Consider the following 23426-nt stretch of genomic DNA (forward strand, 5'->3'; position numbering starts at 1 on the left):
CTTTATAATCGCCGGTGGTGCATCGGACATCCTTTGGGTATTAATCGTTATTCTAAATATTTTGACATTGGGTATTTTTGGCATGATGGCGATCGATCCGGAGAGAGATTGCTCACGGTTATTTCAGAATTTTTAGCGGATGAATTAATAGTTTCGTAGTTCATTTCATCAGTGCGGTCATTGGACGGGGTATTGGTCTATGTTTGGAGCATGATGTCTGTCAATAAATGTTTTTTAATAATTTATTTTTTAAATATGGGAGGTAAATATTATTTTCATTCTGTGTGTCTTGATTTTTATCTGAATTTTCTGGTGAAAAAAACAAATTCTTTTGGGTCTTGTTCTAATTGCATGAGCCATATGTAAGGATGGGCGGACTAAGGAGTGTTTTATTTCTATAGTGGGTTGGAAGAATTTGGTTTGAAGCCTTGTTTGAAGAGTGTCGCAGGGTTTGTCGACAAAAATGAGTAAAGTTGTGAATAAAGAGCGGGATACTGTTTTTGTTGATCGGTTTTGGTCTGGGGCCAAGATGGTTATGGCTTTGGTATTTCTTGGGTTTCTTGGTTTTTTTCTTCTTTTAAATGCCGGACTCTACGATGATGGGTCTGGCTTCTATTCAGGATCGAAATTAACCGCGTGGGAGAAAATTTCTGATCCTCTTGGAAAATATGGGTATGGATATCTTTGGGGATCTCACTCTACCTGGGGGCGTACATATCATGAGGGTTGTGTTGCAGAAGAGAATTGGGGCTGCACAAAAGATACAACTCCTTTTCAGTTTGTTTTGATACAGTTGAAAGATGATACGGGCGAATATGTTAGGGATTTAATTTTATTTTTATTTATGTTTTGGATGTCTTGCAGTTACCCATTGATGCGGAAGCCATGCCCGATCGTATTTAATCGGCACTTGGCTGCAATATATACCTGGTATAGGGGGCGTCTCTGGATATTGCCTGCATCAGAATTTTCCTATCGTTATCAAGAAGGTGCAAATTTTCTGTCAGGTAGATGGGGTAATGGACCAATGCAGATGAAATTACGATCATCAGAAAGGTTACATAAGAGAAAAAATTTCAAAATAGGTACTTATCCATATCCATGTGAAAAATATGGCGTGCGTTTGGCTGAGGCCTTAGAAGTTTATTTACGGACCACTGATCAAGACACATCCTATATCCCTCCGGCGACCTCCTATCGCTGGTGGGAACGTTCCATTTTGGGACGAAAAAAGCTGCCGGATGACATTCATGACCAAGCGGCTGCCAGGATGCGGAAATATGGTGAGAAGGCGAGTTAAGATTACGTTTTTGGGTGTTGGCAGGTTTTCTGATCCCGCTTCGTTTTGCGAAGCGGGATTTTGTTTGGGGTGGTGGTGGGCGAATCAGATTTGAGGAAAACTTTTCCGGGTGATGATTTGATGGTGCAACAACCTGTGCTGGTGGGTGGGGTTTCGCCCGGGTGGGCGGAAAGTCGCCTGGGGTTTTGGGCTGGGGGCGGCCGGTGGATAGGGTTTATATATTGAAAACAATGATTTATCAAAAATTTCAAAAAAAGTGAAAAAGGCAAAATTTCAGGCGGACGCTGCTCAATGGGTTGGGGCATGGTTCTTTCACACCGAAAGCGGTGAACCAATTTTTCCAATCTGTTTAATGGAGATTTTCCAATGCCGATGCCAGCATATTTGACCATTGAAGGTGAAACCCAGGGCCTGATCACCCAGGGCGCAACCACTTTTGACAGCATCACCAACGAATGGCAGGCTGGCCATGAAGACGAAATCATGGTCCAGGCTTTTGATCATTCCGTGATCACCCCACGTGACCCGCAGTCGGGCAACCCGACCGGCACCCGTATCCATCAGCCGGTAACCTTCACCTGCACGCTGAACAAAGCCGTGCCGCTGATGTACAATGCCCTCGTCACCGGCGAGCTGCTGCCGAAGGTTGAACTGAAATGGTACCGCACCCAGGCGTCCGAGCAGGTTCACTTCTTCACCACGTCGTTTGAAGAAGCCCTGATCGTTGATATCAACTGCGCCATGCCGCATGCAAAAGACCCGGCAACCAAAGACTTCACCCAGCTTGTTGATGTCAAAATGACCTACCGTAAAATCATGTGGGAACACGTTGTTGCCGGTACCTCGGGTTCCGACGACTGGCGCGCTCCTGTCCAGGCTTAAGGTCTGTCTCTCCCAACCAGACCTGCCGGACCTGTTTATCGGGTCCGGCTTCCTGTGTTTGTGCGGGGGTGCGTGGGGCTGGCCATATTTTTTGCTGATACGGCCACGTTTTCGCCACTTCCGCACGTCACGGTTGCAGGCAAAGGGTAAAGCCGGTTTGCCGGTTTTTGGGAGCCCATCCGGGTTGTTTTAGTGTTACCGCGTTCGCAGCAAGAGGCGCACCATGAATCATATCATTTCGGAAGAAACCCTTTCGGGACTGGCAAAACGGTTTTTATCGCAGGACCAGGATCTGGCATTCGCTTTTACCGGTGCTGCCGGGGATTTTTCCGTGGTCGGGTTCGAGGCACGCGAAACCATAAACGCCCCGTTTGAAATTTCGATCAATCTGGCATCGTCAGACCCGGCGATAGACCTTCATTCCCTGATCGATGCACCCGCCTGCCTTGGCATTTACAACAAATATGATGAAGTGCGGTTCCTGCACGGCATTGTTACCGAGGTCGAACGGGGTGATAGCGGTATTCGCCGCACCTTTTATTCCGTTACGCTGCGCCCGAGCCTGAGCCGCCTTGACCACGGATCTGACAGCCGCATCTGGCAGACCAAAACCGTGCCCGAGATTGTTTCCGAGGTGTTCAAGGAATACAGCATCACCGATGTTGAATGGCGCCTGAACGGGCAGCACGCCCCGCGGGAATATTGCACCCAGTACCGTGAAACGCATCGGGGCTTTGTGGAGCGTCTGCTGTCGGAAGAAGGTATTTTTTATTATTTCGAGCATTCCGAAAGCAGCCATAAGCTGATCCTGACGGATGCGCCGCTGGCAACGCCGATGCTGCCAAATGCGGGCCAGATTCAGTATAATTCGCGACCGGGTGGCCAAAATCGAGGTAGCTGGATCAGCGCCTTTTCCCAGCGTGAAAAACTGCGTTCTTCCACCTATGAGATGAACGACTACACCTTTAAAAACCCGCCGGCCAACCAGCGCCGTAATCAGGCTGCGCAGGAAAATAACGGCCTGCAGGGTGACTATGCCCTTTATGATTATCCTGGCCGTTATAAGGACCCGCGCGTTGGTGGTGACTTCACCAAACACCGGATTGAAAGTGTACGGGTTGACGCCACAACCGGCCACGGCCAAACCAGCAATATTCAGCTTTGCCCGGGTTACCATTTTGAGCTGACCGGCCATGACGATGCCAGCGCCAACGGCCGCCATCGTATCCTTTCTGTTCAGCATAGCGGCACGCAATCCGCGGCGCTGGAGGAAGATGCCGGCGAAGGTGCTACAACCTATAAAGCCAGCTTTACGACCATGCCCGGCCATTTGCCCTATCGTGCGCCACTGGCGCAAAAGCCGCTGGTGGATGGTCCGCAAATTGCCCATGTGACCGGCCCGGAAGGCGAAGAAATTTACTGTGATGAATTTGGCCGTATCAAGGTGTGGTTCCCGTGGGACCGGTACGGTGAAAAGAACGAAAATTCATCCTGCTGGATCCGCGTAAGCCAGAACTGGGCCGGTGGGGCCTGGGGGCATATGGCGATCCCGCGTATTGGCCATGAAGTGATTGTTGATTATCTGGAAGGTGACCCGGACCAGCCCATCGTAACGGGCCGGACCTATCATGCTACCAACCGCCCGCCTTATGGCCTGCCGGAAAACAAAACGCGGATGACGATCAAATCCCAAACCCATAAGGGCGAGGGTTATAACGAATTCCGGTTTGAAGACGAAGCCGGGCGGGAAGAGGTCTTTATGCATGCGCAAAAAGACCACAACACCATCATTGAAAACAACGAAACCCACCAGATTGGCAATGACCGCGCCAAAACCGTTGCCCATGACCAGAGCGAAAGCATTGGTAACGACAAAACCATCAATGTGAAAAACGACCATACCGAGAATATCGGTAACGACATGACCTATTCCGTTGGCCGCAACCAGCAGGAAAAATATGGCAAGGATCATGTCCATACAGTGGGCAATATTCACAAACAATCGATCTATGCCGACCATCTTTATGAAACCGGTCGCAATTACGAAGGCTCGGTTGCGGGCACCTACAAGCTTGATGTGGGTAAAACCATCACGACGAATACCGGCACCCACACGCTGATGGCATTTGAGAAATTTGTCATCAAGGGGCCGGGAGGCAAGATCGTGCTGGATTCATCAGGCATCACACTTGAAGCCCCGAAAATCAACCTGAAAGGGGCGGTTTCGATGGGGGGCTCTGGCTCCGCACAGGTGCCCACCCTGTCGATGGCCGCCAATGAAGGCCTGCCGATTTGTGAAGAATGCGCCAAAAAGGCCGCGGAGGAATAAACGATGAAGCCGGTTGCACGGGTAGGCGACAAGGTCGATTGTTCCAAACATGGCAGCGGCACCATTTCATCAGGTGGTCAGTCTCTGGTGGATGGCAAACCTGTCGCGCGTATTGGCGATAAATGCAGTTGCGGCGGCACCATCACCCAGGGATCAAGCCAGTCGATGGATAATGGTAAACCCATTGCCTATCTTGGCTGCGCGATAAGCTGTGGCGGTACCATTACCTCGGGCTCGCCAACGGCGAAGGTCAAGCCCTGAGATAGATCGGGAAATTGGATCAGTAAAAGTGAAGGTGTTTTGTCGATTTAACGGCTCCTGATTGTTCTCGATGGGGTGTTGGTTTGACGATGAATGTATACGAAGCCTGGATTGGTGACTGTCATTTAAAAGAGGTTGACGGGCAGCGTGAATGTCGCTGCCAGGTTGCCGTTTGGGCCGATGGATATGATGTTTTTCATGCCCGCCTGATTGAGCATATTGAGGCGAAAGGTCTATGCCTGCTTTGGGTTGAGGAAGGGCTGCCCGCAACTCGATATTTGCAGCGCCATAGCGATCAGCAGCGTCAGATTGGTATTTTGGCGCGCACGGTTCACGAGGGGCATCTGGTTGAACTGGCACAGACGAATTTTCAAACTGTAGAAACCGGGCCGGACCCAGAGCATAAATACCTGATATACGAGGACATTTCTGATCTGGTGCCACTTGATGATCAGTTTGGTGCATGGCCCGCAAAAAACACTCCGGACGCGCTGATCCATCCGCTATTTGGGCAGCCTCAACCCGCGACGCCTGATGATGAGCATTATGGTCATGAGGGCGATGTGCCCGTTATGCGAACTTTTGCGATTATAGATGCTGCCAAGCTTCAATCCGGTTTCGATGAGATTGAAGAGTGTGGGGTGCCATATCGCTGCCTTTTTAAAGGAAAGGCTGCGCAAGACCTTAGGGACGTTGCCCCCTATCTTCTAGAGATTGATGCAGCTTCGGAGATGACCCGTCGACTGCTGACCTATAATCCGAAATTGCCAGATAACATGACCACAGCGCATTTATGGCATAAAGAGCCAGGTATTTATATCCGGTCACGCATGTGTTTCGATGATGTATGGTGCCACTTTCGTAAATTTGTTCGTATTCAGGACGAAAATGGTAAATGGTTTTATTTCAGGTTTTGGGAGCCATCTGTTCTCGACCAATTGCCAGAGATATTCAGTCCGGAAAATGGCAAAAAATTTTTTGCAAGAAATTTAAGTTTTGTATTGCTAACGGCAAACCCCAGCGCAGGCAGGATCATCAGACGTGTTTGAAAAACTGTTTCTATACAGCCGCAACGTTCTCATGCTTGTAGTTTGTACGCTGGTCGTAGCCTGTAAACAGGAGGCGGATGTGGATACGATCAATATCGATGATGTGAAAATCGATACAAGTGATTGGACTGATTACTGTATTGGTTATCAGTCGCTCAAAATCCCGCCGGGACTGAAGCCGTCGGTTCATCCATCTACGAATATCGATTGGCAATATCCCCAAATTGAACGCAATTTTCAGGGTTCCGCCCTTGATTATATCAAAGGGAATGAACGTTTTGGTGAGGCCGTCTTTACAACTCGGGTAAATGGTTGGGATTTTGTCGTTTCTACTGAAAGGGTTGATGGTTCTGTTGTTGCGGATTTTGCGCTTGTCTTTTTTGGTGCAAAAAAGGTGGATGGCACCCTTATTTCATTTCAGAGAGATGCGTCGACTTCTTTGGTTCCAGATGTCTCTGATCCGAAATATAGAAAATTTTATGAAAAGTTGGATGTCGAGCCAGTTGCTGAACAAAACACATCGACTGGGTTTTGTTATGATGGTTATGTTTTTTCCGGCTATCAACCTGAAAATATATATGATTTTACAGTTGATTTCCTGAGTGGATCTGTAGGTGGACGTTTTGGGTATAGCCTTAGTCTTACGCAGGATATAAAGCCCGTCCCGGATGATGATCGTCCGCTGGCTTCCGGTCCGACACTGGATATGTTTCCGGATGTTCTTCAGACCGAACAAACCGGTTTGGTGCGGAGTGATGTTTACCGTGGTTATATGACCCATATATGGGGCGTTGGAGAATATGAAGGTCGGAACTCAATTAAATCCCTTTTGCTTGGGCCGCAGAAAAATGTGAAGACGCCTGTTGTTGCCCTCGATACGATTGGGGATATCCAGTCGACCGAGTATAAGCATGGTGAGAAAGAGTTTTTAGGAATTCTTGCTAGTCTAAATCCAAATTAAGGAGTTGAACATGGCTGCTTGTCCAAAAGATGTAGTTGTGCCGGTTGTTTTTATTCCAGGAATTATGGGTTCACGCTTGCAAGTCAAAGGTAATAAAGAAAAAACTATATGGGATCCTGATGACAAATATTTCATGATTGGAGCATATGGGGGGAATGGTGGTTTCTATCGAAATCCATTGGTGATGGCGCCAATGTTTGGTGCGTTAAGTTCGGCGGGTGTTCCTTTGCCGGGTGATAATATTTTTGAAAAAAATAGTGTTCGCAGATCGGCTGCTGCTCGGAAAAAACTTCTTATTGGTGGGTCGTTATTTAATAAAGATTACCTTGAGCCAATGGAATACTCGAAAAATGAGAATATTTCGGATGTTTCATCCGGTTTTTGGGGGTCGCAAGTAGAGCGAAATTGGGGCTCCGTCTCGTGGAGTTCGTATGGGCCTATCTTGCAAAAGCTGGAGCAGCAATTTCCACAAACGCTGAGCCTTGGCGTGAAGCAGGTTAACCCTGAATTCAATCTGGTGGAAATGCCGGTTTTCGCCTTGGGTTACAACTGGTCGGCGTCCAATGATGATTCTGGAAAATATGCTGCAGGCAAAATTAAAAAATGGGTCGAGAAGGCCAAGCAGCGTGCAAACGAGATAGGTGCGCAATGTCCTGGTGCCGTTGTTTTAACCCATTCGATGGGTGGGTTGGTGGCTCGGTCTGCAGCGATGATGCATGGTGCCGCAAGTGATATTTTTGCTGTTTTACATACGGTTATGCCAACGGATGGTGCCGCAGCTGCCTATAAACGGTTTCATTTCGGATTTGAACACCCAGAATTTAGTATTTTTTCACCCGTTGATGGTGCTTTTGAACGTGCCGGATACGTGGTGTTGGGCCGCCAGGGCCAATTGGTAACGGCTATATTGGGCCATATGCCAGGTGGGCAGGAATTGTTACCCAATAAACGTTACAAGGATAATGATGGCAAGGCGCAATGGTTAAAGGTTCTGAATCCTGAACGTAACTGGGCGGTTAAATGGATGACGGATGATAAACCATTTGTCGAATTACCCAAAAGTGACCCCTACAGCGAAATCTACCGCCGTGAGGACCGGATGTATCGGGCTGCAAATCCGGAATGGCTATTTCCGGAGGGTATGGAGAATTTGCCGTCAGATAAATCCGGTTTCGATTACTTTAAGAAAATTAACTTATTTGCTGAATTATTTCATGACAAGGTTGCTGCCGCTGGCGATTTCCATGAGGTGACGTATCTTTGCTACAGCGATGACCGGCGACTTAAAACCTATGATCGGATTGATTGGGAAAGTGAAAAGCTTCTTGGGTCATGGGGCCGGAATGTGAACGAGAAGGACGTGTCGGCGGACCGTACAGATGATTATCGCCGTGAAGATGTGATTTTTGGCAGCGAGGAAGACAAGGAGATCTCCGGAGGCTTGACCGGGACAGATTTCAAGATCGCACCAGCGGACGGAGCAGGCGATATGACTGTGCCAGCGAGTGCGGGACGTTTTGTTTCGGGTGTGCCTGCGTCGCGCCGGATGGGCCACAAAAATGGCTATATGCACGAGCCCGCCCTGAAGGCCGGCATTGTTGAAACCTGGGTTAAAGATACGATGGTCGCTGTTTTAGGCAAGTGCACGTTGTATTGAGGCACGACATTATGTTGTTAAATTCGCAAGAGCTTCAGAGTCTTAAGAATTCAGCGGAGACGAGCCGGAAACTCAGACTGAAGGCGATTTTTCTGGGCGAAATTGCCACGGCCTCTTTCGAGGATTTTCCTCCCGCACAGTTTTTTGACAGGAACTTTGAGGCGGCCCTCATGCTTCCGTCAATCCGGGATGACGAACTGCTTGATTTGTGCCAGATCGCCTATTTGCAACAGTGCGATCTTTTTGATCTTGCCGCCTTTCAGCGCTGTCAATCCGAACAGAAATGGCCCGCCAGGGCATTGTATCTTTCGGCAGTGCTGGAAAAGGTCAAAGAGAGTGGCAATTTCTGATATCTATCCGGCATTTTAAATATCGTTGATCGATTGAGTTTCGGCTTGCAAGGCAGGTTGGTTGTGATGTTTGTTTGTTCTGTTTGATCAGCAGCTTGAAGACATACGGAACTGCAATGACGCCTGCGCCGACCCCTGCCGACATTCCTGCAATGGAACAGAAAATTCGTACTGCGCTGGAAAAGCAGCAGCACGATGTTGCCGAGGCCCTGTGTCGCGATATGCTGGTGCAGGGGGGGCAGTTGCATGTCTGGCGCTGGCTGGTGCTGGCGTTACGCCAGCAGAGCAAAGCACAGGAAGCCCTGCCCATTCTTGAAATGCTGGTGGAGCAATTGCCCGGTAATCTGGATGTGCGGTTTGATCTGGCCGAGGTGTTATTGCTGCTGGGCGAGTTTGGCCGGGGCTGGCGGGAATATAAATATCGCTACAGCCTGGGCCACACTACGCATATGGATCGCAAGGTGCAAAAGCCCCTATGGGATGGCAGGCTTCTGCGCGGGAAGACCCTGCTGGTTCATGATGAACAGGGTTTTGGTGATACCTTTCAGTTCCTGCGCCTGATTGGTGCAGCCAAGGAACGCAGCCAGGCCCGGATCATTTTGCAAATTCGCGAAGAACAGCAAAGCTTTGCCAAGCGAATGACAGGCATTGACGACGTCATCATTCAGGGTGCTTTGCCGCCTGAATTTGACATGCATTGCCATTTGATGACCCTGCCCATGGCGTTAGGCCTGAAAATGCAGGATCTGCCCGGCGAAGTTCCTTATTTGAAAACCAGCCCGGAACGCCTGAAGAAATGGAAAAAACGCCTGAAGGATTTACCGCGCCCGCTGGTGGGGCTGGTTTGGGCCGGGCGACCAACGCATTTAAATGATGCCAATCGTTCGCTGGCATTTGCAGAACTGGCCCCGCTGGGCGATAGCGGTGTAACATTTGTGGCCGTGCAAAAGGGTGACCGCGCTGATGATGCCAAAACACCACCCGCAGGCATGAATGTGATCAGCCTTTCTGACGAGATTGAGGATTTCGAGGATACTGCCGCGATTTTCCAGATCCTTGATCTGTTAATTTCAGTTGATAGTTCGCCGGTGCATCTTGCCGGGGCCATTGGCCGCCCGGCTTGGGTGATGTTGCCCTTTGTGCCAGACTGGCGCTGGCTGCTCGATCGTGAGGATACACCTTGGTATCCTTCTGTCCGGCTGTTTCGTCAGCCCCGGGCGGGCGATTGGCACAGCGTGATTGCCAATATCCGAACTGCCCTTCTGGAAAAATTCGCATGATGGTGCTGCGGTCGTTATGTGCGCTGACCGTAATGCTGGCGCTGAGCGCATGTGGGGGAGTTGCCGCGCGCCATAATGTGCGATCCAATCTGGTGGAAAAGGCCGGTTGGCAATCAGGTATTCTCAAGGCTGGTAGGTTTGATATTGCGGCTTCCTGGTCGCCGGTGCAAAGGGGTGAAAACCTGTTTGTCTATCTGGAAGGTGATGGCCTGGCCTATGTTAATGCCTATCGCCCGGCCAAGGACCCAACGCCCGATGACCCGGTCGCATTGCGCATGGCGATTAACGATATTCACGCCACGGGGGCATCGGCGCAGCCGGTTTTGTATCTGGCGCGCCCGTGCCAATATACGCTGCCAGATGACGGGGCAAACTGTAACCGCAAATACTGGACTATCGGGCGGTATGCCCCCGAAATTACCGACAGCATCAGCAATGCCATTGACCAGATCAAACAGCGTGTCGGTGCCCGCCACATTGTGCTGGTGGGTTATTCCGGGGGTGGAGCATTGGCCGTGTTGCTGGCCGGGCAAAGGGCCGATATTGCAGGTATCATCACGGTGGTTGGCAATCTTGATCTGGCCTATTGGACAAAGCGCGATGGGTTGACGCCGCTTTCGGCATCAACGGACCCGGTAACGATGGCGCCCGATCTGGGGGATACGCCGCAGCTTCACCTGGCTGGTGGGCAGGATGATGCCGTGGGGCCGGATGTTACGCGTGCCTATACGCAGGCATTACCGGCATCAAGCCTGGCAAATATGCTGGTTTTTGACCATTACGATCATCAATGCTGCTGGGCACAGGACTGGCAGAAGATTTCTCAACGGCCGGAATTTTCCCGCATTCCCTATTGGCACGGCAAATAGGCGCCTATTTTCCTGTCGCCAGAATGTCGGTCAGCGGGGTTAAATGTTTCGCATGGGCTTTGCTGCGGCCCATGGCAGTTTTATAAACCGGTTCACGGACCTGGTTGACGCTGGCGGTGCGCACGCTTCGTGGGGCCTTGTGGAAATCAAGGCAGGCATCATTCCAGGGCAGGCCGACAAAATCAATCAGGCGGCGGGCCTGGCTTTCAAGGTCATTGACCGTGTCTTCGTAGTCGATTTCGATAAAGCTTTCGGCTGGCAGCACGTCGCGCCAATGCGCCATCAATTCCTGATACCCCAAATGGAAAATACCCAGTTCTTTCAGGTCATAGGTAAATAGCTGTTCGGCACTAAACAGCTTGCTGTAGCAGGACAGGCAGGTATCAACCGGGTCGCGGCGGCAATGAATGATTTTGGCATTCGGGAACATGGCGTGGATTAACCCGGCATACAGGAAATTGGCAGGCATTTTATCAACATGGCGGCTGTGGGGTACACCATCACTGCTGATAACGGAAAGATAATCATCCGCCATTGTTTGCAGGGTTTCGGGGGTGATGTTTTGCGCAAGCGTAGGGTAGGGGCCGAGGTTATCAACCACCTGTTGGAGTTTGCGCAATTCGCCTGCGGCGTAAATGTCGGGGTGGGCACCCAAGATCTGCTCGGTCAGGGTGGTGCCGGAACGGGGCATGCCAACTACAAAAACCGGTACTCGGGATGCATTGCCTGCACCGGCCTGTTTTGCCAGCCAGTCGCGCGACAGGGTTTGCTTTATGGAACGCAGCCAGCCTCGTGTTTTTTCGGCGTCAAATTCAAATGTTTTGCGTTTCATGGCGTTGCCATGCGCCAGATGCGCAAATGCGGCATCTGAATCCCCGGCATCGAGATAAACCTTGCCCAGCAGGAAATGCAGGATCATTTCATTATCGACCGACAGGCTGAAATCGCCGTTTTCATATTCGGTTTTAACCGTCAGCAGCGCCTTGTAATCCGCGTCGTCCTTCGCAAAGGGTTTGATATCGGCAAGACCATTCCAGGCGGGCAGGCAGCGGGGGTTGCGCGCCAGAATGTCGCGTAGAACCGCGATTGCCGTTTGTTTTTCGCCGCGATGCATGCGCAGCAGGGCAACGTTTAGCTGCGCCTGTTCCTGTTCGCGCCCGGGCAGGGTTGCCGCCTTGCTGTAGGATGCAAGGGCGTCGTCGATCTGGTCCTGATCATGCAGGATTTCGCCCAGAACATTGTGGGCGGCGGCAATATGGGGCGCAATTTCGATGGCGCGACGAACTGATTTCAATGCAGCCTCCAGATCGCCACGGCGGCGCAGCAGCCGTGCATAGGCGATCAGGGCGGATGGATGTTCGGGGGCGAAATGCAGCAGGCTTTCTAGCCGGCGCATTGCCGCGGCATTATTGTTCTGTGCCAGTTCCAGTTCGACGAAATTGGTATAGGCATCAATCAGTTGCGGGTTGATTTCGATTGCCAGGCGCAAATGCTCGCTGGCCTCGGCATAAAGGCCCTGTTTGGTTTGCAAATGGCCCAGATTGCTGTGCGCTTCGGCATAATTGGGGTGCAATTGCAGGGCTGTTTCATACTGGCTTTGCGCATCGCCATAGCGGCCAGACAGCAACATTGTATTTGCCAGATTGTTCCGTGCTTCGGGGTTTTCCGGCTCCAGCTTTACCACTTTTTCAAGGCAGGAAATGGCTTCATCAAGCTGGGCTTCTTCCTGCAGGATAATGCCCAGATTATTCCAGCCGCCAACATAATCGGGCTGGCGTTTTACGGCAGTGCGTGCGGCGGTTTCCGCCTCGGCCAACAAGCCTTGCTGGCGGCAGATTTCGGCATAATTGGCGAAATAAACACCTGGTGCATATTCGGGCTGGCAGGCCTTGCGCATATATTCAATCGCCAGGTCGGGCTTTTGATAGGCATGGGCGATCAGGGCCAGCAGATGGAAACATTCAATTTGTGCTGGTGACACGTCCAGCACCCGGCGGGCCAGTATTTCGGCCTGCTGCGCCTGACCGGCATTCCAGTGGGCATAGGCCCGTTCAATGGCCTGCGGGATGGTAAGCTGTTCGTCGGATCCCGATGTGTCTTTCTTCGCCATTCCGGTCATGTCCATGCTGGTGGCTGGCAGGCAAGTGCCGATGAAATAATGATTTTGGTTTCTAGCAGTTTTGGCGAAGCCACGAAACCGGGCATCGCGCACTGTGCTGTAAAGCGTATAAAAAAGGGCGATGGACATTCAAACGTCCATCGCCCTTTTTTTGAATTGTGGTTTTAGAAATTCCAGATCGCGCGGAAAGTTGCGCTTTGCGCCTGATAGCCCGATCGCAATTCGCCATCATATTGCAAGCGGAAATTCAGGCTGTCGTTGGTGGTAAGGCCCAGACCAAGGGAGAGCTTTGCCCCATCGGAAGGCAGGCGTTCGCTTTCCACCCGATATGCGGTGCCGCCAATCTGGCCGGTGGTTTCAAGGGCGCTGCTGGTGTAATCATGTACCCAGGCCAATGATACCTGCGGGGAAAGGGTGCGCATATCTGTGTCATATTCCCATGCGGCCTTGGCGCCAATTTCATGGGTGACGCTGTCGCTGCTTTGGCTATCGACAGTGTTGTTGGCCGCACCGGCACCGGTTTCCTGATAGCTGTCATTGTTGGCATGCAACCAGCGCAAACCGGCAAAAGGCGTAACAACCGCATCCTGTGACAGGGCAAAGTCATATCCTACCTGGCCTGCCGCGCTATATTGCTGGCCGTCATAATCGGCCTTGGCGGTATTACCCAGGAAGTTGATGGCCCGTTCCTGATCAAACCGGTTCCATGCCGCACCCAGTTGCCCGTCAATATTCAGGCGGTTCTGGCGATAGCTGCTATAAAAAGTCAGCTGATAGCTATCAAGCTGGGTTGTAGAGCCGCTGGAATTGTTGCTGCCATCGGTCCAGGATCGCAGCCAGCTCAGGGCAACGCCGCCCAGCATGTTCGGGGTGAACATATGATCAAGACCAGTCGTCAGGCCGAAGCTTTTGCTGGTGAAGCCATCACTGTCATTGTCGCCTGCACGATGTGCGGAGCCGCCCAGGATTTGCCCCCACACCGCCTGGTCGCGGGTGCCACCACCGGCTGCTTTACCGGCACCGGCATAGGGCGTGCCTTCATTCATGGCCAGTTGCTGGCGTGTTTCAATGGCGCCGAACACGATATTGTTGGACTGGCTGGAAATCTGCTGGTTGGTCGCGGCATCGGCCGGGGCCAATTGCCGGATGGCCGACCCGCGCGCGGTGGATGGTAGGCTGTCAATTGCGGCCAGAACATCGTTCTGGAAGGCCTGTGCTTCGGACGAGCTTTCACCATTGATGGTATCAAGGACGCTGCCAAATCCTTTGCCGGTACCGCCATCAATATTGGCGGGCGCGGTATATTTGGGGCCGCCTGAAGCCAGGGTAATGATCAGATCATTGTTGGAAGTTGACGTTGTTGCATTCAGCCCGTTGGTCCCGGTGACAGAGGCCGAAGCAATGCTGTAGCTGCCTGTTCCACTCGCTCCGACAATGGTGTAGCTGTCACCCGCTTTAAGGTTGTTGCCTGAAATAACCAGGGTCGTGGTTCCGTTGATGGTCGCATTGCCGGTGACATCAAGCTGCCCGTTGATGGACCCGTTCACTTGCGAAATCAGACCACCGGCCGACTGGGTATAATCCCCGATGATGGAAATGGCATTGACCAGCTTCAGCGTCGCGCCAGTATTTTTAACGCTATGTCCGGTTACATCGATATTGTCGTTTAGCAACAGATTGCCGCCCGCAAATGTCAGGTCCGCCTGTTTGTGCGTAATCGAGCCGATCGCACCCGAACTGATACTGCCAGAAGACCCGGTTAGCGTCCCGAAGCTGTTGGGGATGGTGCTGCCGTTGATAAGGAGACCATTAGTAGATCCGTTATTGATTGAGCCTGCGATGGTGCCGCTATTGATGATTGTTTCAATACTGGACTGCACGGATATCGATTCAGTACGGATTGCATCACCGTTACTCGAAATCAATCCGCTATTATTAAGGGTGGTGATTGTGCCTTGACCGCCTGATGCCTGAACGAATATTGCAGCGTTCCCACCAGTAATTGTTCCTGAATTTGTCAGAGTTGTAATTGAACCATTTATAGCTGATATACCGTAAGTGTTTCCGCTAATATATCCTGTTCCTGTGTTCTCAATAAAATCTATTGAGCCATCATTGTTTATGCCGGTGTCATCAGCAATAATTCTTCCCGAATTCGATATGGTATTGATTGTACCGTTAAAATTGTTTTTGATAGCGTCTCTGTCGTCGGAACTAATTGTTCCGCTGTTAGAGATGCTCTCTATAGTCGCACCATTTTTGTTCGTGATTGCATATTTGGTGTCGGAATGAATGGTTCCTGAGTTTAATATGGAGCCAATATTGTTGTTTGATCCATTTGTTACAGCATCACCATTCGCTGTCATTGTTCCTTTATTGTCGATGGAGGTTATGCTAGCGGTGTTGTTGTTAATTAATGCGTAATTGCCAGATATTTTACCTGTGTTTGTAATGGCGGAAATAGTCGAGTTGTTGAAAATTGCCGTCGACGATCCAGAGCTAATCTCGCCAGAGTTTGTTAGTGTAGAAATATTCCCGGAATTGTAAATTGCATATGCGCTGTCGATAGCTTTGATTGTTCCGGAATTAGTAATGTTGGTTATTGTTCCGGCGTTTGAAATAGCATTGTTACTACTGCTGGCGCTGATAATTCCGGTGTTATCGATTTTCGTGACATTGCCGGAATTTGAAATTACCGTATTATCCTGGTTAAGTATTTCACCATTATTTGTCAGTGTATTTCCGCTATTTCCGCTGCTTATGCTGATAACTGATGCAGTCGAGGAGCCGGTAACAGTTGTATTAATATCAACTGTGATATTGCCCCCGTTCCAGTTCACGCATGTATCACTGTTGCTGAGCGATGTGTCAGATGTGATAGCTGTGCAAGGATTTGGTTGGGCAACGGCATGTGTTGTGATGAATGGTGTGGTTGAAAGCGCAAGCAGGGATGCGCCGAGCAACAATTGATGGCGCCGATACTCACGCGGCAGAATACGCAACATTGGAAAACAGTCCCCCCGGTTTGGTCAGATTTGGCAACCAAACCATTTGTGAATTTCCTGTCACGAAAAGGATCACGCACACCCCGTATGCATGATCGCGGGCAGGCTGGCTGGTTGCAGGAAAGAATAAAAAACGTTCCTGATCAATAGGGTACGAAATTGTTGAAAGTCATGAAAAGTCAGAAATTCTGACGAAATCTGACCTGATATTCTTGAGGGTTGTTTCAACCTTCAAGAATATCATTCTTAAGAATGGGCATGCTTGTGGAGTGCCGTTTCCATTGTATTCTGGCTGTTGCCAGTCAGCGGGTTTTACCGACGTTTGGATTGCCGGGATTGGTCAATGTTTTGCTGTTACCAGTGTTGCGCATGCGGAAGCGGTGACAGGTCTGTTCAGGCGTCTGCCATCACAGCGCGTATTGCTCATGACCAGATAGCGGCGTTTGCGAAAATTAACCAACCCAAAGGATAGGTGGATTAACCTGTGAGGATGGATTTTAGTCTTTTGGGGACCTTTGGCTGGCACCTTTTGTGTCGAAATGATACGAATATCAAACTGATTTCAAAGTTGCCCTCAGGTAGATGGGCCAGTCAGTACGGACTGATCAATCTGTTTAGGTAAAACAGTTTCGACGGAAGGGGCCAATGCCCACACATGAAATTGAAAAATCGATTTTCGATACAGGAAGTATCGAAGAGCGAATGCGCTATGATGTCTGGCGCGAAAGCATATCCTGCCTGTTTAATGTCGATGCCACGCGCGAAAACCGTGATCCACGCCGTTTTAATGCGACGATCAAGGCGCTGCGGGTGGGCAATCTGATGTTGACCGAAACCCGTTCGGTCGCACAGCTTTGGCAGCGGCGGCCGCTTGAAATCGCCCGCGACGGCCTGGACCATTATATGGTCGAGCTTTTTTTGTCCGGCAGTGCCCACTGGGACAGCCGATATGGTGAACAGATTGTTCGCCCTGGCGACATCATCGTGTTCGATTTTGCCTGTGAAATGCAGGCCCACACCACCGATTTCGAGCATCTGTCGTTGATCATCCCGCGCTCGCTTCTTGGCCCCATGCTGGATTATCCCGATCATCATCATATGCAGGTTTTGTCGGGTTCTTTGCCGGTTGTGCGCATGCTGGCCGATTATATTGTTTCGTTAAACCGGAACCTGCCTCTGATGGACAATGTCGAGGGGCACAAATTTGGCCCGGCTGTGGCGGCGATGGTTGCCGCCTGTTTAAACAGTCACGGTCCGATCGGGCGGGTTTCCGGCGCATCGACGGGTTATCATTTCATGGATTTTCGTATTCGCGCCTTTATCCAGGAAAACCTGGACAATGCCGACCTGGATGTAAACCAGATTTGCGATGGCTGTGGCATTTCACGAAGTGCGCTGTATCGCCTGTTTAGCGAAGAAGGTGGCGTGCGTCATTTCCTGCGCGAACAGCGCCTGAGCAAGGCCATGCGCGATTTGCTGTTTTATCCCGAACTGCAGATTTCAATGGTTGCCAGACGTAACGGTTTCACCCACGCCAATGATTTCAGCCGTGCCTTTCGTCGCCGTTTTGGCCTGACACCCCGTGAATTGCGGGCAACACAGGCACGCTATAACGAAAGGCAGCAAAAATCACCGACCGAAGCCGGGCGGGAATATGAAAGCTGGTTGCGCCAGATTGGCGACTTTCCCGAGATCAGAGACATCGTTGGAAAGTCGCATTCCGGACAGTGATTACGATGTGCCGTAATGGGCCGACGCTCAAGGGTAATTCGTTTATATACAGGTGGATAGTCGTATGGCGAAGAATGCAAATCATTTTCACGTAAAATGATCTGACTGGTTGGTCAGGAAATAACTTTACGTGTCGAAATATGCGCCATTTGTCGCGATAAATGGCGGAAAAGGTGAATTTTTCTAACAGGATGTCCCATTTGTTTTTCTTTCTCTAGATGCTGGGGTATCTATACAGTAAGCTAGTTTTATTGCCGCAGGTACGCAATTTGGGCCAGTGGCACAGGGGGATGATATCGTTTGCTGCGAAAACCGGACATTTTTGGATGTGCCGGGCCTTCGTTTGGGGCGATGCCATCAGTGAAAATAAAATAGCTGGAATGCAGGGATCACCACACCGCCGGGCACAGGCGCAAGGGTGGCTTTGCTGCATTTGACAAGGCGTTGGGTGTTTCGCGCATTGGCGCGTTATGCCCGCAAAGTGCCGACGAAAGACAGTGCAGCGATAGGTAATTGCTGCCGGGAAATGAATGGTTACGGATTTGTCGCCACAAAATGTTTGTGGCCCAAACGGGGGAAGTTGAAAGATGGTCGCGGTTATCGGGGAAAACAAAGGTCGTGTGATCCGGCGTGCATTTGCCTATGCGCTGAGTACGACAACATTCCTTGTGCCTGTCGTGGCGATGGCGAACCCGCAAATCGTGACCGATGGCAACACCGCAACCAACCTGAATGTGCATGGCAATGTTACGGATGTTACGACATCAACCATTCAGGGAAACAGCGCGCTAAACTCGTTTAGCAAGTTTGATGTTTACCAGGGCAACACCGTTAACCTGTTTGTGCCAGACCAGGCTGATCATTTGATCAATATGGTCAACGGGCCGCGCTCGCATATTGACGGTATCCTCAATTCCATCAAAAACGGGCAGATCGGCGGGCAGGTTTATCTGCTTAACCCCAACGGTGTTGCCATTGGCGCGCAGGGGCAGCTTAATGTTGGCAGCCTGACCATCATGGCGCCGACCGAAGAATTCTCCGGCTCGTTTTTCGATGCGCCGGGGCAGGCCAATGCAGGTGCCCTGCAACAATTGCTGTCGGGCAATGTACCCCTTTCCAAAGATGGCCTGATCACCATTGACGGTTCCATTCGCGCCACCCGCAAGGCTGCGCTGATTGCCAATGGTGTGCAGGTTGCAGGCGATATCGTTGTGGGTGCGCAAGCCCTTAATCAGATTGCCTTTTCCGATGTTGTGAATGTCGATGGCCTGGATGCCGGGCAGGAAGCTGTTGTTGATGATAATGGCTATATCGAAATCAAGGGTGGGCCATCCGGCGTTGATATTTCGGGTATCCTTTCGGCCGATGGTGCCGATGGCAAAAATGCCGGCACCATTGATGTCCGTGCAACGGGCGATATTTCGGTGCGTGCAGGTGCGGGTATTTCCGCCCGTGGTATCGGGGCGAATTCCAAAGGCGGTAAAATTACGATTTTCGCCGATCAGGACGCCACCTTTTCCGCAGGCGCGCATATCGACATTTCCGGCGGTGAAATTTCCGGTGATGGTGGCTTTGCCGAATTCAGTGCTGTAAATGCCGTTTACCTGAATGGCGGTACCTTTGCCGGTGGGGCGACAGACGGGGCGGCTGGCACGGTTCTGATTGATCCGAACGACCTGACGATTTCGGCCAATGTCACGCAAACAGACGGTGCCAGCTACATCTTTGAGGGGCGTGATACGATCACGCTGAAAGCGGGTGTAGAGGTCTCAACCAAATCCGCGTCGCAGAAATCCGGGAATATTACCCTAAAGGGTCAAAATATCGTTTTTGAAAGCGGTTCCTCGCTGGATGCATCGGATGGCGATAACAACATGGGCGCGGGTGATATTACCCTTGAAGCCGCAGGTTCAACCAGCCATTCAATTTCGATTACAGGGGCTACTCTTAGCGGTGCAAATGTTTCGATCACGGCATCAGCTATCGCCAATGATGGCGACCTTGTTCTAAATCCGCTGTCTGACGTATCGGCAACGGTTACGCTGACCAACACCACGATCAATGCGACCGGCAATGTGTCGGTTATTGCAAAGGCCGAGCAAGGCCTGCCGACCATAACGCTCGGTCTGTTTGACGCCCGTAGTGCGACCGCATCGCTGACCATGACCAATGGTTCCATTGTTGCTGGTGGCGATATCTCGCTTGCGTCATCAAGCAAAATTACCAGTGAGGTTATTGGTGCCCTTCTGGCAAGTCCGATCAATGCATCGGTTGCAGTCACAGACAGCAAGGCCACCACCCTGGTTACGGGCACGGCCGATCTTCAGGCTGATGGTGATGTTGACGTCACCGCTGATGCGGTAACGGATTCAACAGCCATTGCCAAATCGGTTTCTGCGGCGGTGGGGGTGACTACCGCTGTTTCCGTGATTGATAATAGTGCGATTGCGCGGATCAACGGCACGGCCAAAATTTCCAACGGTGATGCGGTTACCGTTCGTGCCACCGGCAAAACCCAGGTTGATACCATTGCTGATGCCGCCACGGTGGATAATGGTGGGTCGGGTGCCTCTATCGGTGTTGCCATTTCCGATGTTGATGCCACCGCGATTGCCGAAATTGGCGAAGGTGCGCTGGTAACCAACGCCGCCAGCCTTGATGTAAGCGCCCAAAACGTAACCACGCAAAATACCGCTTCGCGTGCCGGTGTTGCCGATGGTGCGGGTACGGCATCGTCACTGTTTGGTGATGCACTGGATAAAACCGGCCTTGGCGATACCGCGAAAGGCGAGCTTTCGGCCCTGTTTGACGGGGTTTTGAAAAATGTCAGTGACAATCTGAAGGAAAAGCCGAAAGACGGCGAAGAAGATAGTGGCGGGGTCCAGGTTGCAGGGGCACTTTCCTATGCGTCCAGCAATTTTGATACCGAAGCCCTGATTACGGCCAATGCCGATAAAACCATATCACTTTCCGGCGCGTTGACGGTTAATGCCGAAGCCATCGCCCAGACCAACACCCTTGCAAGCGGCATCACCGCAGGTGGCAAAGCTGGCGGTGGTGCTGGTGTTTCCATCCAGACGGTCGATAACAAACTGCTGGCCAGCATTGCGGCAGCCGGTTCAAATACGCTTACCATTCAAGCCAAGGACCTGACGGTTAACGCCGAAACCAAAAGCATCGATGAAGACATCACCGATGAAGAAAATAACGGCTTTAATGTCGAAGCCTTTGCCGGGCAGGAAGCTGAAGATGTTGGCATTGCCGGTGCGCTTGGCCTTCTGATTATCAACAGCAATTCGTCGCTGGCCGAACTTGGCAATAATGTCGCGATTGATGCCAAAACCGGCACTGTTACCGTAAGTGCCACCGGTGGTGCCGATGCCGGTGTGGTTGCCGATGGCTCGCCCGAGGATGAATCCGTTATCGGGGCGCTGTTTGAAGCATATGAAACCTATACCGAAACCGAAGAAGACGCCAATGCACAGCCCAAAGTGGGCATTGGTGCGGCCATCGCGATCAATATTTCCAATAGCAATGTTGATGCTGCCGTTCGTGGCGGCGTTACCCTGACCAATGCGACCGGCCTTGATGTTTCAGCCGTTTCCAATGGCTCGGTCAGTACATCGGCCAATTCGGCAGGGGCGGGTGGTGTTGCCGTTGTGCCGGTACTGGCACTGTCGGTTGCCAATGACCACGTTACATCCGGTATTGAATCAGCCGTTAGCGGCTTGCAGCTTGCAGGTGACGTTTCGATCACTGCGGAACAGAACCTTGCCGTGCTGTCGGTTGGCAAGGCCGCCAGTGGCGATGCGGATAATGCATCGAATGTTGCCATTGGTTTGACGGTGGGGATCAGCACCGTCAATGCCGATGCCAAGGCATTGCTGGACCGTGACCTCGATACGAAAGACGGTGATACTGCAGGCGACATCACCATTGCAGCAACGTCGGCCCGCGACATTCGCACAGGTGCCGCTGCAGGGACCAATACCGACCCGGGCGATACCGGCACCGAGGGCGAGGAAGAACCCGCCGATCAGGCCAAAAGCGATGTTCTGGGCACCATCCAGCAGGCGGCAGCCTTTGGGAACCTGTATTCATCGAGCAAGGATAAGGTTGACGGCGAAGCAACTGCGAACAAGGCAAATGTTTCAGCCGATAAGGGCGATGACGCCGATGAAGGCGGCAAGGTTTCGGCTGCTGCGGCGTTGGGCCTGACGATTGCAAATACTGAAACCAGCGCCGGTATTGCCGCATCACGCACGGTTTCGGGTGGCAATATCACAATTGCCTCGAAGGATAATACCGATAGCCAGGCTGCTGCCGATGGCAGTGCCGCCGAGGCCGATAACAACATTGGTGCGGCCGTTGCCCTGAATATTGCCAATGTTATCAACACGGCCAGCATTGGCAGTTCAGCCAGTGTTTCGGGCACGGGTGTTGCCCTGTCTGCTATCACCAACAGCTTCACCGTGCTTGATGATGATGGAAACCCGGTCAAGGACGACGATGACGAGGACGTTATCGATGATGCCAATACCTATGTCACATCCGCAGTTGCGGGTGCCGGGGTTGGCAACCTGTCGATCGCAGGTGCAGTTGCAATCGCCCTGATTGATCAGACCAGCACGGCGAATATCGGCGAAAATGCCACGATTACGGTGACGGCGAGTGGGGCCAGCATCACAGCGCAATCCAACCGCGTGATTGAAACAATGTCGTCGGGTTCGGTGGGTGAAAAGACCCCGACCCTTGATGAATTTGCTGACCGTTACACCACGCTAGGCGGTATGACCGCCCGAATTAACGGCAAGCTTACCTCGGTTGGCGACAAGATCGAGGAAAGCAAGGCGGATAGCGGCAGTGGGTCAGGCGATAGTGGTTCTGGCAGTGGGGATGCCGGTTCGGGCGATAGCGGTTCGGGTGGTAGCAGCGGCAAACTTGGCGTTGGTGCATCTTTTGCCATCACGGTCGATAACACCACGACCCGTGCGCGCATCAGTAATGGTGCAACGTTAAGCGCGACGACAGCGGGGGACGTTTCGGTTTCGGCCACGTCGGGGCTGGAACACACCACCCATGCCGAGGCCGCGAGTGCGCCATCGGCTGACCTTCTTAATCTGGAAGAAAAAAGCGAAACGTCGGCCTATTCGCTTGATGCTGCGGTGGCGATTGCCGTTACCAATGAAATGACCGAAAGCCGTGTTGGCACTGACGACGTTGCGTTGACGTCGGATGGCAAAGTAACCATCAGTGCTGATTCCACGTCCGAAGTGCTGGTTCAGGCCGATGGTGAAGCCGCCGGTGAAAAAGCCGCTGCTGGTGCATCGCTTGCGCTGGGTATTACCAGCAGCACAACCAAGGCATCGCTTGGCCGTTCGGTGACTGCGAAAGGCGCGCTAAGCGTTACTTCGACCGCCCTTTCAAAAGATATTACCCTGGCGCTGGCAACCGCGCGCGGGACCATTCTGGAGGGCTACAAAAACAAATTCGTCGATGCGACAGATGAAATGTTGCTGGCAGGTGACTTTGGCGATGAAGAAGGTGGCGATAAAAAGCCCCGCAGCGCGCAGGTCCTGGCTGATCAAAAGGATTCCGGCAATAACAAGACCAGTTCGGTCGATGAAAGCGGC

The 23426-nt window shown here is 51.7% G+C and carries 14 protein-coding genes and 1 pseudogene; 13 read left to right on the forward strand and 2 right to left on the reverse strand.

Features of this window, described 5'->3' with window-relative positions:
• Window positions 1-463: 463 nt before the first annotated feature.
• The 10 genes from CSC3H3_RS21635 to CSC3H3_RS21680 all read left to right on the forward strand — a co-directional run bounded on the left by CSC3H3_RS21635 (window position 464) and on the right by CSC3H3_RS21680 (window position 10938).
• Complete coding sequence (locus CSC3H3_RS21635; protein ID WP_101286496.1) at window positions 464-1300, forward strand: hypothetical protein; 837 nt, start codon at window positions 464-466, stop codon at window positions 1298-1300.
• Between the two features lie 366 nt (window positions 1301-1666).
• Window positions 1667-2182, forward strand: a complete 516-nt coding sequence (locus CSC3H3_RS21640; protein WP_101269290.1) for an Hcp family type VI secretion system effector — start codon at window positions 1667-1669, stop codon at window positions 2180-2182.
• 223 nt (window positions 2183-2405) lie between these two features.
• Window positions 2406-4511: a type VI secretion system Vgr family protein gene (locus CSC3H3_RS21645; RefSeq protein ID WP_101269292.1), complete on the forward strand. Its 2106-nt coding sequence runs from the start codon at window positions 2406-2408 to the stop codon at window positions 4509-4511.
• Between the two features lie 3 nt (window positions 4512-4514).
• Complete coding sequence (locus tag CSC3H3_RS21650; protein ID WP_101269294.1) at window positions 4515-4772, forward strand: PAAR domain-containing protein; 258 nt, start codon at window positions 4515-4517, stop codon at window positions 4770-4772.
• Between the two features lie 89 nt (window positions 4773-4861).
• Window positions 4862-5821: a DUF4123 domain-containing protein gene (locus tag CSC3H3_RS21655; protein ID WP_101286497.1), complete on the forward strand. Its 960-nt coding sequence runs from the start codon at window positions 4862-4864 to the stop codon at window positions 5819-5821.
• Window positions 5814-6782 (forward strand): hypothetical protein, encoded by a 969-nt coding sequence (locus CSC3H3_RS21660; RefSeq protein ID WP_101286498.1) that lies wholly within the window; start codon window positions 5814-5816, stop codon window positions 6780-6782. The genes CSC3H3_RS21655 and CSC3H3_RS21660 overlap by 8 nt, the downstream gene beginning before the upstream one ends.
• 10 nt (window positions 6783-6792) lie before the next feature.
• On the forward strand, window positions 6793-8439 hold the full coding sequence (locus CSC3H3_RS21665) for a lipase family protein (RefSeq protein WP_157831986.1): 1647 nt from the start codon (window positions 6793-6795) through the stop codon (window positions 8437-8439).
• Between the two features lie 11 nt (window positions 8440-8450).
• Window positions 8451-8789, forward strand: coding sequence for a hypothetical protein (locus CSC3H3_RS21670; protein ID WP_101286500.1), 339 nt, complete (start codon window positions 8451-8453; stop codon window positions 8787-8789).
• 116 nt (window positions 8790-8905) lie between these two features.
• Window positions 8906-10069 (forward strand): tetratricopeptide repeat protein, encoded by a 1164-nt coding sequence (locus CSC3H3_RS21675; protein WP_101286501.1) that lies wholly within the window; start codon window positions 8906-8908, stop codon window positions 10067-10069.
• Window positions 10066-10938: an alpha/beta hydrolase family protein gene (locus CSC3H3_RS21680; protein ID WP_101286502.1), complete on the forward strand. Its 873-nt coding sequence runs from the start codon at window positions 10066-10068 to the stop codon at window positions 10936-10938. The genes CSC3H3_RS21675 and CSC3H3_RS21680 overlap by 4 nt, the downstream gene beginning before the upstream one ends.
• A 4-nt stretch (window positions 10939-10942) precedes the next feature.
• Here CSC3H3_RS21680 and CSC3H3_RS21685 read toward each other — a convergent pair whose 3' ends face one another.
• Window positions 10943-13186, reverse strand: a complete 2244-nt coding sequence (locus tag CSC3H3_RS21685; protein ID WP_245881433.1) for a tetratricopeptide repeat-containing sulfotransferase family protein — start codon at window positions 13184-13186, stop codon at window positions 10943-10945.
• A 35-nt stretch (window positions 13187-13221) separates the two neighbouring features.
• Window positions 13222-14937, reverse strand: coding sequence for an autotransporter family protein (locus CSC3H3_RS24745; RefSeq protein ID WP_157831987.1), 1716 nt, complete (start codon window positions 14935-14937; stop codon window positions 13222-13224).
• A gap of 712 nt (window positions 14938-15649) precedes the next feature.
• Between CSC3H3_RS24745 and CSC3H3_RS24750 the strand changes: the two genes are divergently transcribed.
• The 3 genes and pseudogenes from CSC3H3_RS24750 to CSC3H3_RS25190 all read left to right on the forward strand — a co-directional run.
• The gene (locus tag CSC3H3_RS24750) at window positions 15650-16027 is read left to right on the forward strand and encodes a hypothetical protein (RefSeq protein ID WP_157831988.1); all 378 of its coding nucleotides are present in this window, start codon (window positions 15650-15652) and stop codon (window positions 16025-16027) included.
• Window positions 16028-16707: 680 nt separating this feature from the next.
• Window positions 16708-17793, forward strand: a complete 1086-nt coding sequence (locus CSC3H3_RS21695; RefSeq protein ID WP_101286504.1) for a helix-turn-helix domain-containing protein — start codon at window positions 16708-16710, stop codon at window positions 17791-17793.
• Window positions 17794-18476: 683 nt separating this feature from the next.
• Window positions 18477-18800: pseudogene (locus CSC3H3_RS25190) on the forward strand (leukotoxin LktA family filamentous adhesin); the annotation flags it as partial.
• Between the last annotated feature and the right edge of the window lie 4626 nt (window positions 18801-23426).

The organism is Thalassospira marina (assembly GCF_002844375.1).
Taxonomy (GTDB): Bacteria; Pseudomonadota; Alphaproteobacteria; order Rhodospirillales; family Thalassospiraceae; genus Thalassospira; species Thalassospira marina.